This is a genomic window from Micromonospora fluostatini (assembly GCF_050410825.1).
GTDB classification, from domain to species: Bacteria; Actinomycetota; Actinomycetes; order Mycobacteriales; family Micromonosporaceae; genus Micromonospora; species Micromonospora rosaria.
This window is the reverse complement of sequence record NZ_CP191251.1, coordinates 1733421-1748253: the sequence shown is the minus strand read 5'-3', so window position 1 is coordinate 1748253 and position 14833 is coordinate 1733421. Positions and strand designations below refer to the sequence as shown.

The 14833-nt window shown below is 75.1% G+C and carries 13 protein-coding genes; 5 read left to right on the top strand and 8 right to left on the bottom strand.

What is annotated here, in order from left to right:
- Positions 1 to 76: 76 nt before the first annotated feature.
- Genes ACQUFX_RS07240 through ACQUFX_RS07220 form a run of 5 tightly spaced genes read left to right on the top strand, consistent with a single transcriptional unit; the run spans position 77 to position 4685 of the window.
- Positions 77 to 1060, top strand: a complete 984-nt coding sequence (locus ACQUFX_RS07240; protein ID WP_428965259.1) for an aliphatic sulfonate ABC transporter substrate-binding protein — start codon at positions 77 to 79, stop codon at positions 1058 to 1060.
- The gene (locus ACQUFX_RS07235) at positions 1057 to 1893 is read left to right on the top strand and encodes an ABC transporter permease (RefSeq protein ID WP_428965258.1); all 837 of its coding nucleotides are present in this window, start codon (positions 1057 to 1059) and stop codon (positions 1891 to 1893) included. Before ACQUFX_RS07240 ends, ACQUFX_RS07235 begins: the two co-directional genes overlap by 4 nt.
- Complete coding sequence (locus ACQUFX_RS07230; protein ID WP_428965257.1) at positions 1866 to 2597, top strand: ABC transporter ATP-binding protein; 732 nt, start codon at positions 1866 to 1868, stop codon at positions 2595 to 2597. Before ACQUFX_RS07235 ends, ACQUFX_RS07230 begins: the two co-directional genes overlap by 28 nt.
- Positions 2598 to 2613: 16 nt before the next feature.
- Positions 2614 to 4026, top strand: a complete 1413-nt coding sequence (locus ACQUFX_RS07225; RefSeq protein ID WP_428965256.1) for a selenium-binding family protein — start codon at positions 2614 to 2616, stop codon at positions 4024 to 4026.
- Positions 4023 to 4685 (top strand): hypothetical protein, encoded by a 663-nt coding sequence (locus tag ACQUFX_RS07220; RefSeq protein WP_428965255.1) that lies wholly within the window; start codon positions 4023 to 4025, stop codon positions 4683 to 4685. Before ACQUFX_RS07225 ends, ACQUFX_RS07220 begins: the two co-directional genes overlap by 4 nt.
- 51 nt (positions 4686 to 4736) lie before the next feature.
- Here the strand turns inward: ACQUFX_RS07220 and ACQUFX_RS07215 are convergent, their stop codons facing one another.
- Genes ACQUFX_RS07215 through ACQUFX_RS07180 form a run of 8 tightly spaced genes read right to left on the bottom strand, consistent with a single transcriptional unit; the run spans position 4737 to position 14665 of the window.
- Positions 4737 to 5867 carry an LLM class flavin-dependent oxidoreductase gene (locus ACQUFX_RS07215; RefSeq protein ID WP_428965254.1) on the bottom strand — a complete coding sequence of 377 codons (1131 nt, stop codon included), beginning with the start codon at positions 5865 to 5867 and terminating at the stop codon, positions 4737 to 4739.
- A gap of 19 nt (positions 5868 to 5886) precedes the next feature.
- The gene (locus ACQUFX_RS07210) at positions 5887 to 6957 is read right to left on the bottom strand and encodes an LLM class flavin-dependent oxidoreductase (protein WP_428965253.1); all 1071 of its coding nucleotides are present in this window, start codon (positions 6955 to 6957) and stop codon (positions 5887 to 5889) included.
- Positions 6954 to 8312 (bottom strand): NtaA/DmoA family FMN-dependent monooxygenase, encoded by a 1359-nt coding sequence (locus ACQUFX_RS07205; RefSeq protein ID WP_428965252.1) that lies wholly within the window; start codon positions 8310 to 8312, stop codon positions 6954 to 6956. Before ACQUFX_RS07205 ends, ACQUFX_RS07210 begins: the two co-directional genes overlap by 4 nt.
- A gap of 16 nt (positions 8313 to 8328) precedes the next feature.
- Entirely contained in the window at positions 8329 to 9534 is a 1206-nt protein-coding gene (locus ACQUFX_RS07200) for an LLM class flavin-dependent oxidoreductase (protein WP_428965251.1), read from the bottom strand.
- Between the two features lie 17 nt (positions 9535 to 9551).
- Positions 9552 to 11198 (bottom strand): dipeptide ABC transporter ATP-binding protein, encoded by a 1647-nt coding sequence (locus ACQUFX_RS07195; RefSeq protein WP_428965250.1) that lies wholly within the window; start codon positions 11196 to 11198, stop codon positions 9552 to 9554.
- Positions 11198 to 12085: an ABC transporter permease gene (locus tag ACQUFX_RS07190; protein ID WP_428965249.1), complete on the bottom strand. Its 888-nt coding sequence runs from the start codon at positions 12083 to 12085 to the stop codon at positions 11198 to 11200. The genes ACQUFX_RS07195 and ACQUFX_RS07190 overlap by 1 nt, the downstream gene beginning before the upstream one ends.
- Before the next feature lie 2 nt (positions 12086 to 12087).
- On the bottom strand, positions 12088 to 13023 hold the full coding sequence (locus tag ACQUFX_RS07185; protein WP_428965248.1) for an ABC transporter permease: 936 nt from the start codon (positions 13021 to 13023) through the stop codon (positions 12088 to 12090).
- A 1-nt stretch (position 13024) separates the two neighbouring features.
- Positions 13025 to 14665, bottom strand: a complete 1641-nt coding sequence (locus ACQUFX_RS07180; RefSeq protein WP_428965247.1) for an ABC transporter substrate-binding protein — start codon at positions 14663 to 14665, stop codon at positions 13025 to 13027.
- Positions 14666 to 14833: the final 168 nt, after the last annotated feature.

The window sequence follows — 14833 nt, the reverse complement described above, 5'->3', positions numbered from 1 at the left end:
CTACTGATCCGCCCCGACGCCCGTCGATCCGGCGCCGACACCGACATCGATACCGACAGACCGTTGAGGAGTCCGTATGCGTACCCCGCCCTGGTCCCACCCGATCTCCCGGCGCCGCCTCGGCACGGCCCTGCTCACCGCCGTGACGCTGGTCGCGGTCGGCGGGGCGGCCGGCTGCGGCGACGACGCCGGGGCCAGCGACGGCGACCCCGGCCCGCTGCGCATCGGCTACCAGCGCTTCGGCGGGCTGAGCCTGGTCAAGGCGCGGGGCGCGGCCCCGGACGCGCAGTGGTCGCTGTTCGAGAGCGGGCCGGCGCTGACCGAGGCGCTCAAGGCCGGCTCGATCGACCTCGGCGAGGTCGGCGAGGCCCCCCCGGTCTTCGCCGCCGCCGGCAAGATCCCCTTCTCCGTGGTCGGCACCTCCGCGCCGGTCCCGCAGGGCGAGGCGGTGCTGGTCAAGGCGGACAGCCCGTACCGCACCTTCGCCGACCTGAAGGGCCGGACCGTCGCCCTCAACAAGGGCTCCAACGTGCACTGGCTGCTGGTCAAGCTCCTCGAGGCGAACCGGATGACCCTCGCCGACCTCGAGGTCCGGTACCTCAAGCCGGCCGAGGGGCGACCCGCCTTCGACAACGGGCAGGTCGACGCCTGGATCATCTGGGACCCGTACTTCGCCCTCACCGAGCGGCCCGACGTGCGGATCCTCGCCGACGCCACCGGCCTGGCCAGCAACCGTCAGTACCTGCTCGCCTCCCCCGAGGTGCTGGCGAGCAGGTCGGCCGAGCTGGGCGCGTTCCTGCGGACGTTCCGCGAGGTCACCGACTGGGGCATCGCCAACCCCGACGAGCGGACCCGGATCCTCGCCCCCGAGCTGAAGATCCCCGAGGAGACCGCGCACCGGGCCCTCGCGCGCAGCGCCCAGCCGCTCGCCCCGGTCACCCCGGCCATCGGCGACGAACTCCAGGCCATCGCCGACGGCTTCGTCGCCCTGGACCTCGTACCCGGTCCGGTCGACATCCGCTCCCGCATCGACGAGCGGTACAGCGAGGTCCTGCGGTGAGCGGCACGGTCCTGGCCGAGGCGCCGGAGCGGGCCGCCCGGCCCGCGCCGGTCCGCCCCGGCCGGCGGTACCGGCCGGGTGGGCGGTGGCGGCGCGCCGCCAGCCCGGTCCTGCTGGTCGCCGTCTGGGAGGCCGCCGCCCGGTCCGGGCTGCTGTCGCCGGAGAAGCTGCCCGCGCCGAGCGCGGTGCTGGCGACCGGCTGGCGGCTGTCCCGCGACGGCACCCTCGCCACCCACCTGCTCGACTCGTTCACCCGGGCCGGCCTCGGCCTGCTGATCGGCGGCGGTCTCGCCCTCCTGCTGGGCGCCGTGGCCGGGCTGCTGCGCCTCGGTGACGACCTGGTCGACCCGCCGGTGCAGATGGCCCGGATGCTGCCCCACCTGGGCCTCGTCCCGCTGCTCATCATCTGGGTCGGGATCGGCGAGTCGCTCAAGATCAGCCTGGTCGCGCTCGGCGCCTTCTTCCCGATCTACTTCAACACCTACGCCGGCATCCGGGACATCGACGAACGGCTGGTCGAGGCGGCCCGGACCTGCGGGCTGGGGCTGCTCGCCCGGCTGCGGCACGTGGTGCTCCCCGGCGCGCTGCCGGCGCTCTTCCTCGGGCTGCGGCTGGCCATCGGGGCGGCCTGGCTGAGCCTGGTGGTCGGCGAGCAGGTCAACGCCCAGACCGGCATCGGGTTCCTGATGATGGAGGCCCGCGAGTTCAGCCAGACCGACGTCGTGGTGCTCGGCCTGGTCGTCTACGCCCTGCTGGGGCTGCTGTCCGACCTCGCCCTGCGGGTGGCGGAGAGGAGGACACTGACGTGGCGACGCGGACTGCGCGCGAGCTGACCCCGGCCCCGCCGGTGCTCACCGCGCGGGCGGTACGCCGGGCGTTCGGGCCGACCACCGTGCTGGCCGGGGTGGACCTGGACATCGCCGGCGGCGAGGTGGTCGCGCTGCTCGGCGGCAGCGGCTCCGGCAAGAGCACCCTGCTGCGGATCCTCGCCGGCCTCGACCGCGAGGCGACCGGCGAGACCACGGTGCACGGCACCGCCGCCGTGGTGTTCCAGGAACACCGGCTGCTGCCGTGGAAGCGGGTGGCGCACAACGTGGCCCTCGGCCTCACCGGGCCGGACGTGGCCGGGCGGGTGGACCGGGCGCTGGCCGAGGTCGGGCTCGCCGACCGGCAGCGGGCCTGGCCCGCCGAACTCTCCGGCGGCCAGGCGCAGCGGGTCGCCGTGGCCCGCGCCCTGGTCCGCGCCCCCGACCTGCTGCTGCTCGACGAGCCGTTCGGCGCGCTCGACGCGCTCACCCGGCTGCGGATGCAGGGCCTGCTGCGTCGGCTGCGCGCCGAGCACGGCTTCGCCGCCCTGCTGGTCACCCACGACGTGGAGGAGGCGCTGCTGCTCGCCGACCGGGCGCTGGTCCTCGACGGCGGGGTGATCGCCGAGGAACTGCCCGTGCCGCTCGGACCCACCCGTACCCCGGACGACCCGGCCTTCGGCGCGCTGCGCCGCCGCCTGCTCGACCGCCTCGGCGTCCCCACCCCCTGACCGAACGGAGGCTTCGATGACCCGCTGGACCCCCGACCCCACCTTCTACCCCTCCCCCGGCCAGGCCGCGACCGCGCCGCCGGAGAAACTGGCGTACGTGGCGGCGTTCGACCGCTCGGCGCGGCGGCCCGACGCGATCGTGGTGCTCGACACCGACCCCGACTCCCCCGACTACGGCCGGGTGGTCGGCTGGACCGACCTGCCGCACACCGGCGACGAGCTGCACCACTTCGGCTGGAACGCGTGCAGCAGCGCGCTCTGCCCGACCGCCCCGCACCCGCACGTGGAGCGGCGCTACCTGATCGTGCCCGGCCTGCGCTCGTCCCGGGTGCACGTCCTCGACACCCAGCCCGACCCGCGCCGGCCCCGGCTGACCAAGGTGATCGAGGCGGCGGAGCTGGCCGGCCGGGCCGGCTACTCCCGGCCGCACACCGTCCACTGCGGACCGGACGGGATCTACCTCTCCGCGCTCGGCGGCGCCGACGGGCGGGACGGCCCCGGCGGCATCGCGGTGCTCGACCACACCACCTTCGACGTGCGCGGCCGGTGGGAGGCCGACCGGGGGCCACAGCACCTGGCGTACGACTTCTGGTGGCACCTCAACCACGACGTGCTGGTCACCAGCGAGTGGGGCACCCCGTCGATGATCGAGGACGGCATCGTCGGCGACCTGCTGCTCGGCCGGCGGTACGGCCACGCGATCCACTTCTGGGACCTGGCGACCCGGCGGCACGTGCAGCGGGTCGACCTCGGCGACCAGTACCAGATGCCGCTGGAACTGCGCCCCGCGCACGACCCGACCCGGACGTACGGCTTCGTCGGGGTGGTGGTCAACGTCGAGGACCTGTCCGCCTCGGTCTGGCTGTGGCACCGGGAGGCCGGCGGGGACGGCTGGGCGGTCACCCGGGTCATCGACATCCCCGCCGAGCCGGCCGACCCGGCCGACCTGCCGGACCTGCTCACGCCCTTCGGGGCGGTACCGCCGCTGGTCACCGACATCGACCTGTCGGTGGACGACCGGTTCCTCTACGTCTCCTGCTGGGGCACCGGCGAGCTGCGCCAGTACGACGTCAGCGACCCGTTCCACCCGGTGCTCACCGGGTCGGTGCGCCTGGGCGGCATCGTCGCGCGCACCGCCCACCCGGCCGCGCCGGACGAGCCGCTGGCCGGTGGCCCGCAGATGGTCGAGGTGAGCCGGGACGGCCGGCGGGTGTACGTCTCGAACTCCCTCTACGGCTCCTGGGACGACCAGTTCTACCCGGACGGGGTGGGGGCCTGGCTGGCCAAGTTCGACGTCCCCACCGACGACGGCGGGCTCGTTGCGGACCTGCGGTTCTTCCCGCGCGGGGAGGAGTTCCGGGGGCTGCGCGTGCACCAGACCCGGTTGCAGGGCGGGGACGCCTCCTCCGACTCGTACTGCTTCCCGTGACCGGGGCGGCGTGGGCGACGCTGGTCGCCCTCGGCGCGTTCCACGGCCTCAACCCCGCGATGGGGTGGCTCTTCGCGGTGGCCCGGGGGTTGCAGGAGCGCAGCCGGGCGGCGCTGCTGGGCTCGCTGCCCCCGGTCGCCCTGGGCCACCTGGCCTCCGTCGCGGTGGTCGCCGCGCTGGTCAGCGCCACCCGGTCGGTCACCACGAGCACGGTGGTGACGGTCGTCGGCGGGCTGCTGCTGGTCGGGTTCGGCCTGTGGCGGCTGCTCGCCACACGCCACTTCCGCTGGGCCGGGATGCGGCTGTCGGCGGCGCAGCTCGCCGGCTGGTCGTTCCTGATGTCCTCGGCGCACGGCGCCGGGCTGATGCTGCTGCCGGTGCTGCTCACCGACCCGGTGGGCGGCACCGGCGGGCACGCCGGGCACCCGGCAGGTCAGTCGGCGGGCGGACCGGTCGGCGACGCCGCGGTGGGGGCGCTGCCCGGCCTGGCGGCGGCCGGGGTGCACACCGTCGCCATGTTCGGTACCGCGCTGCTCGTCGCCGTGCTGGTCTACGAGGTGCTCGGGGTGGGGGTGCTGCGCCGGGCCTGGTTCAACGTGGACCGGCTCTGGGCCGGGGTGCTGGTGGCCGCCGGACTGGTGACCCTGCTGCGCGCCTGACGCGGGGCCGGGCCCGACCCGGGGCGCGGGGTGGCGGCGGCGCGTCCCGGGTCAGCCGCCCTGCGCCCACTCCTTGGCGAGCAGCTCGTACGAGGCGACCCGGTCCCGGTGGTCGTGGGTGATGGTGGTGATCAGCAGCTCGTCGGCCCCGGTGGCGTCGCGCAGGGTCCGCAGCCGCTCGGCCACCACCTCCGGGGCGCCGAAGAACTGGGTGTCCACCCGGTCGGCCACCATGAGCCGGTCCTCCTCGGTCCAGGGCTGCGCGGCGGCCTCCTCCGGGGTGGGGTACGGGATCGCCCCGTCGCCGCTGCGGATGCTGCGCACCCAGAGTCCGTACGGGGCGGCCAGCCGGCGGGCGGCGTCGTCGTCCGGGGCCACCACGACGTCGGCGGAGACCACCACGTACGGCTCGGCCAGCCACGCCGAGGGGCGGAACGCCGCCCGGTACGCCCGCACCGCGTCCAGCACGGCGGCGGGCGCGACGTGGTAGTTGGCCGCGAACGGCAGGCCCAGCGCGCCGGCCAGGTGGGCGCTCTCCCCGCCGCTGCTGCCGAGCAGCCAGACGGTCAGCTCCGCGCCCTCCCCCGGCACGGCGTGCGCGTCCAGGCCGGTGGCGTCGGTGTAGTCGCCGCGCAGCAGGGCCAGGATGTCGGCGACCTGCCGGGGGAAGTCGGGTGACTCGGCGCCGGGCGGGTGCAGCAGCGCGTTGTGCAACGCGAACCGGGGCGAGGCGAGCAGCTTGGCGAAGGAGAACGGCGGCGGGATCAGCAGCCCGTCGACCACCCGGTACGGCGCCGGGGCCGGTGACTCGGCGGGCGGTTCCGGCGCGGTCAGGTCCCGGCGTTGGCCGGAGCGGCCCAGTCCCAGGTCGACGCGGCCCGGGTAGAGGGCGGCGAGGGTGCCGAACTCCTCCACCACGGACAGCGCCGTACGGTGGCCGAGCTGCACCGCCGCCGACCCGACCCGGATGTGGCCGGTGGCCGCCGCCACCTGGCCGATCAGCACGGCCGGGGCGGAGCTGGCCACCCCCCGGGCGAGATGGTGCTCGGCGAGCCAGTACCGGTGGTACCCGACCTGTTCGGCCCGGCGGGCCAGGTCGATGGTGTGGCGCAGGGCGTCGGCGACCCCGCCCCCGGTGGGGACCGGCGACAGGTCGAGCACGGACAGCGGCGTCGGTGACATGGGTTTCCTCCCGTTCGGGTCAGGCAGGGGCGGACAGCGGCGTCCCGGCGCGGTGCAGCGGGCGGCTGGGGATCTCGCGGCGCAGCACCGGGGCGACCTCGGCCTGGAACAGCTCCAGGCTGCGCCGGTGCTGGTCGTCGGTCAGCCCGTCCCGGTCGGCGTTGAGGTGGATCACCTCGTGGCCGAGCCGCTCGTGCTGGCGCAGTACCTTCTCGACGATCTGCTGAGGGCTGCCGACCAGCATCGAGCTGCGCTCGACGGCGTCCTCCAGGGTCGCGAAGACCGGGTCCACCCCGGCCCGGCGGAACGCGGCGAGCCGGGCGTCGAAGATCGGCCGGTAACGCTCGACCGCCTCCTGCGAGGTGGGCGCGGTGTGGAAGCCGGCGGTGCCGGCGCCGACCAGGGCGTCGGCGGGGTCGTGCCCGTGGTGCGCCCAGCGGTCCCGGTAGTGGCGGACCAGCTCGGCGTACGGCTCGATCGGGTTGGTCACGTTGGCGGAGAAGAGCGGGTCGCCCCAGCGGGCGGCCAGTTCCACGGACTCCCGGCTGGTGGCGCTGCCGTGCCAGACCCGGACCGGCCGCTGCAACGGGCGGGGCCACACCCGGGCCTCGTGCAGCGGCGGGCGGAACCGGCCGGACCAGGTGACCTTCTCCTCCCGCCAGAGCCGGCGGAACAGCTCGTAGCCCTCCCGGTTGCGGTCCCACTGGTCGGCGGCGGTGACGTGGAAGAGTTCGGCCTGGGCTGCCCCGTTGCCCTTGCCGATGATCAGTTCGAGCCGGCCGCCGGAGAGGTGGTCCAGCGTGGCGTAGTCCTCGTAGGCGCGGACCGGGTCGAGCAGGCTGAGCGTGGTGACCGCGGTGAAGAGGCGGATGGTCCGGGTCCGCGCGGCGATGTGGCTGAGCACCACCGGCGGCGAGGAGGAGACGAAGGGGTACTCGTGCCGCTCGCCCACGCCGTACCCGTCGTAGCCGAGCTCCTCGGCGAGCACCGCGTTGTCGACCACCTCGCGGAACCGGTCGGTGGTGGTCGGCCGGTGACCGGTCACCGGATCCGGCAGGTGGGTGATCAGGGTGATCAGCAGGAACCTCACGCCGGCACCGGCCCCCTCCCGGCCGGCGCGGGCACCGCCAGGCCGAGGTGCTCGCGCAGGGTGGTCCCGGTGTACCCGGTGCGGAACACGCCGCGCTCGCGCAACAGCGGGACCACCCGGTCGACGAACTCGTCCAGCCCGCCGGGAGTCAGGTGCGGCACCAGGATGAAGCCGTCGGCGGCGTCGGACTGGACGGCGTGGTTCATCTGCTCGGCGACGCTGGCGGGGGTGCCGATGAACGACTGCCGCCCGGTGACCTCGATGACCAGGTCACGGATGCCCAGGCCCTTCTCCTGCGCCAGGGCCCGCCACTGCCGGGCGGTGGCGACCGGGTCGCGGGAGAACCGGGTCCGTCCCTGGCTGATGGTGTCGGCGGAGACGTCCGGATCCTGCGCCGGCAGCGGCCCCTCCGGGTCGTACCCGGACAGGTCCCGGTTCCAGAGCTGCTCCAGCAGCAGGATCGCGGTCTGCGGGCTGACCTGCTGGCGGCGGATGTGGTGGGCGCGTTCCTGCGCCTCGGCGTCGGTGTCGCCGAGCACGACGGTGGCCCCGGGCAGGATCTTCACCGCGTCGGGCGCGCGTCCGTTGCGGACCACCCGGGCCCGGACGTCGGCGTGGAACGCCTGCCCGGCCTCCAGCGTGCCGTGCCGGGAGAAGATCAGGTCGGCGTGGGCGGCGGCGAAGTCCCGCCCGTCCGGCGAGTCGCCGGCCTGGATGACCACCGGGTGGCCCTGCGGGCTGCGCGGCACGGTGAAGTGCCCGCTGATGTCGAACTGCTCGCCGGCGTGGGTGAACCCGCCCGGATCCGCCTCGGCCAGGTACCGCCCGGTGGCACGGTCGCCGGACACCGCGTCCGACGCCCAGGAGTCCCACAGCTCGCGGGCGGTCCGGACGAACTCGCCGGCCCGCTCGTACCGCAGCGCGTGGTCGAGGTACCCGCCCCGGCGGAAGTTCTCCCCGGTGAACGCGTCGGAGGAGGTGACCACGTTCCACGCCGACCGGCCGCCGCTGAGGTGGTCCAGGGTGGCCAGCTGCCGGGCCAGCTCGTACGGCTCCCGGAAGGTGGCGTTGAGGGTGCCGGCCAGCCCCAGGTGGGTGGTGACCGACGCCAGGGCGGCCAGCACGGTGAGGGTGTCCGGCCGGCCCACCACGTCCAGGTCGTGGATCCGGCCGCGCTGCTCGCGCAGCCGCAGCCCCTCGGCGAGGAAGAAGAAGTCGAACGTCCCCCGCTCGGCGGTCCGCGCCAGGTGCGTGAAGGAGGCGAAGTCGATCTGGCTGCCGGCGGCCGGGTCGCTCCAGACGGTCTGGTTGTTCACGCCGGGGAAGTGGGCGGCGAGGATGATCTGCTTGGGCACGGTCGTCTCCTCCACGTCAGGCGGACACCGGGACGTACCGGTTGACCGGTCGGGGCAGGCCGAGCAGGTCGCGCAGGGTGCCGCCGGGGTAGCGGTCGTGGTACAGCCCCCGGTCCCGCAGCGCCGGCACCACCGCCCGGGTGATGGTGGTCAGGTCGTCGGGCAGGACGGCGGGGCGCAGCCGGACGCCGTCCACCCCGGCCCGGTGCCACTCGGCGATCAGGTCGGCGAGCTGTCCGGGGGTGCCGGTGACGACCGCCGCGTCGCTGGTGAGCGGGGCGCCGTCGAGGGTGTCGAGCCGGTCCCGGCGGTGCCGGGCGGCCGACGGGGTGTCACCGAGGACGACGACCAGGTCGGCGAGGATCCGCAGCGGCGGGCCGGTCCGGCCGGCGGCCCGCTCGGCGGCGCGGACCTCGGCGACGACGACGGCGGCGTGCCCGGCGTCGGCGGGGGTGACGAAGACCAGGTCGGCGCTGCCGGCGGCGAAGGCGTACGGCACCGTGTCGTGCGCCAGCGCGGCGACGACCGGCTGCCCCTGCGGGGGCCGGGGCACGATGGACGGTCCCTTGACGTCGAACCAGCGACCGGCGAAGTCGACGTAGTGCAGCCGGTCCCGGTCGATGAACCGGCCGGTGGCGACGTCCCGGATCACCGCGTCGTCCTGCCAGCTGTCCCAGAGCCGCCGGACCACCTCGACCACGTCGGCCGCCTCGGCGAACAGGTCGGCGAGGAGGGCGGCACCGGCCGGGGTGTCGAGTTGGTCGGGCCGCAGCTCGGGCACCTCCCGCCGGCCGAAGAGCCGGGCCTCGCTGCGCCGGAAGGAGACCCGGGGCTGCCAGCCGGCCCGCCCCTGGCTGACGTGGTCGAGGGTGGCGATCGCGGTGGAGACGTGGAACGGTTCGCTGTGTGTGGTCCCGGCGACCGGGACCAGCCCGATGTGCCGGGTCAGCGGGGCGACCCGGGCGGCGACCAGTACCGCGTCGAGCCGCCCCCGGACCTGGTCGGTACGCCCGTCCGGGCCGTCGGGGCGGGTCGACTGCGGCGCGAGGGAGTCCTCGACGGTGACCAGGTCCAGGGTGCCCCGTTCGGCCTCGGTGACCAGCCCGACCCAGTAGCCGGGGGTGAACGGGGCGTCGGCGGGGGCGGTCGAGAGCCGCCACGCGGCGGGGTGCCAGCCGAGGCCGTCGAGGGCCACGGCGAGCAGCGGGTGCGGTCGGGACATGGTTCTCCTCCTGGCGGTCAGCCGACGACGGCGAGCGTGGGCAGCGCGGCGAGCAGGCTCCTGGTGTAGTCGTGGCAGGGATGGGTGAAGACGTCACCGACCGGGCCCTGCTCCACCACCGCGCCGTCGTGCATGACCAGCACCCGGTCGCTGAGGTGGTGGACCACGCCGAGGTCGTGGGAGATGAACAGCAGGGCGGTGCCGTCGGCGGCCTGGATGTCGGCGAGCAGGTCGAGGACCTGGGCCTGGACCGAGACGTCGAGGGCGGAGACCGGCTCGTCGCAGATGATCAGGGACGGTCGGCAGGCGATGGCGCGGGCGATCGCCACCCGCTGCCGCTGCCCCCCGGAGAGCTGGCGGGGGTGGCGGTCCAGCACGTCCGGGCCGAGGCCGACCCGGTCCAGCAGTTCCGCCACCCGGTCGCGGCGCTGCGCCCGGCCCGCCGGCCGGTCCAGGTTCTCGGCGACGATGCGTTCCACCCGGTACCGCGGGTCGAAGGAGCCGAGCGGGTCCTGGGAGATCAGTTGCAGCCGGCGCCGCAGCGGCCGGCGGCGGCGCTCCGGTACGCCGGACCAGGGCTGCCCGGCGAACCGGACCGTGCCGGCGTCGGCGGGCAGGAGACCGAAGAGCAGTTGCGCGACGGTGGTCTTGCCGGAGCCGGACTCGCCCACCAGCCCGACGGTCTCCCCCCGGCCGACGGTGAGCGACACGCCCCGCACCACCTCCCGGGAGCCGTACCGTTTGACCAGGCCCTCCGCCTCGATCACCGGGTCGCCGGCAGCGGCGGTCCGGGTCGGCAGGGCGACCCGGCGCAGCGCCGGCACCGTGCACTCCACGCTGAGCCGGGCCGGGGTGGCGAGCCGGCGCCCCCGGGAGGTGGCCGACGGCACCGCGTCGAGCAACTGCCGGGTGTACGGGTGCCGGGGCGCGTTGAGCAACTGCCGGGGCGGGCCCTGCTCGACCACCTCCCCGGCGCGCATCACCAGCACCCGGTCGGCGAGTCGGGCGACCACCGCCAGGTCGTGGCTGATCAGCAGCAGCGCCGCGCCGGCCGCCCGGCGTTCGGCGAGCAGCCGCAGCACCTGCGCCTGCACGGTCACGTCGAGCGCGGTGGTCGGCTCGTCGGCGATCAGCAGCGGCGGCTCGCCGGCGATGGCCGAGGCGATCAGCGCCCGCTGGCGCAGCCCGCCGGAGAGCTGGTGCGGGTACTGCCGGGCCCGGAGTTCCGGCTCCGGCACGTGCACCTCGGTGAGCAGCCGGGTGACCCGGGCGGGCCGCTCCCGCCGGCTGACGATGTCGTGGGTGCGCAGCACCTCGTCGATCTCCGCGCCGACCGTGCGCAGCGGGTCCAGCGAGACCAGGGCGTCCTGGAGGACCAGGCCGGCGACCCGGCCACGGACCCGCCGCCAGTCCCGGGGCCGGTGCCCGCGCACGTCGGCGCCGGCCAGTTCGAGGCGGGCGGCGCGGACCGTGGCGGTCGGGCCGGCGAGCCCGACCAGGGTCCGGGCGGTGACGCTCTTGCCCGACCCGGACTCCCCCACGATCGCCACGCACTCCCCGGCCTCGACGGTGAGGTCGACCCCGCGCACCGCCGCCACCGTCCGCCCACCCGGGGCGACGAAGTCGACGCGCAGGTCCGCCACGTCGACCAACGGGCCGGCCATCAGCCCTCCCGTCCGTCGAAGCGGCGCTGCAACCGGCGACCGAGGACGGTCAGCGAGATCACCGTCAGGGTGACCGCGACGCCCGGCAGGATGGTGCCCCACCAGGCCACCCGCAGGTAGTTGCGCCCCTCGGAGAGCATCGCGCCCCACTCGGGGGACGGCGGTTGCGGGCCCATGCCGAGGAAGCTGAGCCCGGAGGCGGCGAGGATCGCGTCGCCCAGCCCGATCACGGCGAGCACCGGGATCGGGCCGACGACGTTGGGCAGCACGTGCCGCAGCACCAGGCGGGGCCGGGACAGGCCGAAGGCGACGGCCTGCTCGACGTACCCGGCCCGGCGCACCACCAGGGTCTGGGCGCGGACCACCCGGGCCAGGTGCGGCAGCAGGGCGATGCCGATGGCGATGGTCAGGCTGGCCGTGCCGGGGCCGACGATCGCGATGAACAGCAGGGCCAGCAACAGCATCGGGAACGCCGACAGCGCGTCGAAGCTGCGGCTGAGCGCCTCGTCGGCGAGCCGGTGGGCCAGGCCGGCGAGCAGCCCGACCAGCACCCCGGCGGTGACCGCGATGCCGGTCGCGACGGCGCCGATGGCCAGCGAGTGGCGGGCGCCGTGCACCACCCGGGTCCACACGTCCCGGCCGAGGTGGTCGGTGCCGAACCAGTGTGTCGCGTCGGGTGGGGCGAGCACCCGCAGCGGGTCGGCGGCGAGCGGGTCGCCCGGCGCGAGCAGCCCCGGCCAGGCCGCCGCGAGCAGCACCAGGGCCAGGTACGCCCCGGCGACGACGAGACCGGGCCGGACGCCGCGCCGACGGGTCGGCCGCGCCGGTGTGGTGGTGGTCAGCGCCGGGGCGAGCAGGCCGGGCGACTCGGGCAGGGTGACGGTCATCGTCAGCTCCTTCTCAGGCGCGGGTCGACGAGCAGGTACGCCAGGTCGGCGAGGGTGTTGACGGCCACGTAGACGGCAGCGGAGAGGGTCACCACGGCCAGCACCACCGGCATGTCCCCGGCGGTCACCGCGTTCAGCACGACCTGGCCGAGGCCGGGCCGGCCGAAGACCTGCTCGACGATGATGGTCGAGCCGATGAGCAGGCTGAACTGCCAGCCGGCCAGGGTGACCACCGGCAGCAGGGCGTGCCGGAGCACGTGCCGCAGCAGGACCACCCGTTCGGCCACCCCCCGGGCCCGGGCGGTGAGCACGAACGGCTCCTCCAGGGCCCGGTCCAGGCTGTCGCGCAGCACCTGGGCGAGCAGGCCGGCGATCGGCAGGGCCAGGGTGACCGCCGGCAGCACCAGGGCGGCCAGTCCCTGGTCGCTGGAGACCGGGAACAGTCCGAACCGGAACGACAGCACGCTGAGCAGCACGATGCCGATCAGGAACGCCGGGGTGGAGACCAGCACCAGCTCCACCGTGGAGACGCCCCGGCGCAGCCAGGGGCGGCGCGGTCCGGCGGTGGTCAGCGCGGCGAGCAGGGCGAGCAGCACCCCCAGCGCGGCGGCGGCAGCGGCCAGCGTGAAGGTGGGGCCGACCTGCTCGCCGATGACCTCGGCGACCGGCCGCTGCAACAGGTACGACCGGCCGAGGTCGCCGCCGGCGAGCCGCCACAGGTAGTCGAGGTACTGCACCAGGGCGGGCCGGTCCAGCCCCCACTCCCGCATGATCTCGGCGCGGATCTCCGGGGTGTCCGGGCCCTCGCCGACGATGCTGTCCACGATGTCGCCGGGGGCGGCCAGCAGGGCCAGGTACGCCGCCGTGGCGGCGATCCAGAGCACCAGCAGGCCGGCCGCCACCCGGCGGAGCACCGGGCGCAGGGTCGCGCCGCTCACGTCACTTCCCGAGCCACAGGTCGTACGCGCTGGCCGGCACGCCGGCCGTGGGTTCGAACGTCACACCCCCGACGGCGACGCTGGCGGCGATCTGGTCGGCCGGGGCGTACAGCGGCAGGACCAGGGCCAGCTCCCGTACGGTCCGCTGCTGGATGTCGGCGTAGATCGTGGCCCGCCGGGCCGGGTCGCCGGCGGCCTGGCCGGCTTCGAGGAGGTCGTCGAGGCGCGCGTCGTTGATTTTGGTCCGGTTCACCGTGCCCTCGGTGTGCAGCAGCAGGTTCAGCGACAGCCCGGCGTCGGTGTCGGCGCGGGAGTTGTCGAAGACCTCGTACTCGTTGTCGGCGAACGCCTGGTTCCAACTGCCCAGGTCGACCTGGGCGACGTCGAGGTCGATGCCGGCGCTCTGCTTCACCGCCGCCTGCACCGCCTGGGCCAGCACGTCGCGGCGGTCCCGCAGGTACGGCGCGGCCTGGAGCAGCCGGACGGTGAGCCGCTTGCCGGCCTTGGTCCGGAAGCCCTCGGCGTCCCGCGCGGTCCAGCCGGCCTCGTCGAGCAGCCGGTTGGCCCGCGCGACGTCCCCGCTGTAGCCGCCCTCCAGGCGCTTGTCGTACAGCCTGCTGGAGGGGTTGACGACGCTCCACGCCCGGGTGGCGGTGCCCTGGTAGACCGCCTTGAGCACGGCCTCGACGTCGACCGCCTCCTGGAACGCCTGGCGGACCCGGATGTCGTCGAAGGGCGGCCGGGAGGTGTTGAGGTAGTAGCCGTACGACGAGCCGGAGTTGACCTCGCGGGTCAGCCGCAGCGCGGGGTTCCCGGTGATCAGGGGCTGGTCGGTGGCGGGCACCCCCTCGATGAGCTGCACCTGCCCGGAGGTGAGCGCGCCGACGCGGACCGCGGACTCCTTCAGGAACCGGTACGTGATGGACTCCAGGTGGGCCGGCCCGGTGTGCGTGGCGTGCGGCGGCGGCGTGGCGTAGTCGGGGTTGCGCCGGTACCGCAGCTCCTGCCCGGGGACGTAGGCCTCCAGCACGAACGGCCCGGTGCCGGCCACGTCCACCCCGCCGGCCTTGAGGTTCTTGGCCTCCCGCAGCGACTTCGGCGACACCTGGGCGCCCTGCGGGGAGGCGAGGAAGTCGAGGATCAGCACGTCCGGGGTGCTGAGCACGAGCCGGACCGTGCGCGGGTCGACCACCTCGACGGTCTTGAGGTTACGCAGTTGCACGGCGGAGACGGCCGGGTTGTACTCCGGCTCGCGGAGCTTGTCCAGATTGGCCTTGACGGTGGCGGCGTCGAAGGTCTCCCCGTCGGTGAACCGGATCCCGTCGCGCAGCCCGATGGTGTACGTCAGCCCGTCGGGCGAGACCTGGTAGCCGGTGGCCAGCCAGGGCACGACCCTTCCCTCACGGTCGTAGGTGAGCAGCGACTCGAAGCTGTTCCACACCAGCAGGCGCGCCTTGGCCTGCGCGTACTGGTGCGGATTGAGGGTGATCGGCTCGGTCTCCACCGCCCAGGTGAGCGAGCCGCCGCTGCGGGGCTGGCCGGCGTCGGTGGGGGCGGCCGAGCCGGTCGAGCAGGCGGCGGTGAGGACGAGCAGGGGTACGAGCGCGGCGACGGCGAGTCGACGCGGGCGATCAGCGGGCATGCGTGGATGCTCCTGTCGGGCAGGGGTGATGGCCGCCAGGGACCGCACCGGGTACCGGGCGGTGTACGGCGGGCCGGAGGAGGCGACGGTGGGCTGCTCGACGCTGAGCCCCACCGGTGACGACGTACGGGTCCGGAGCGCAGGCGGGAACCACACCGGTGCGGGGCG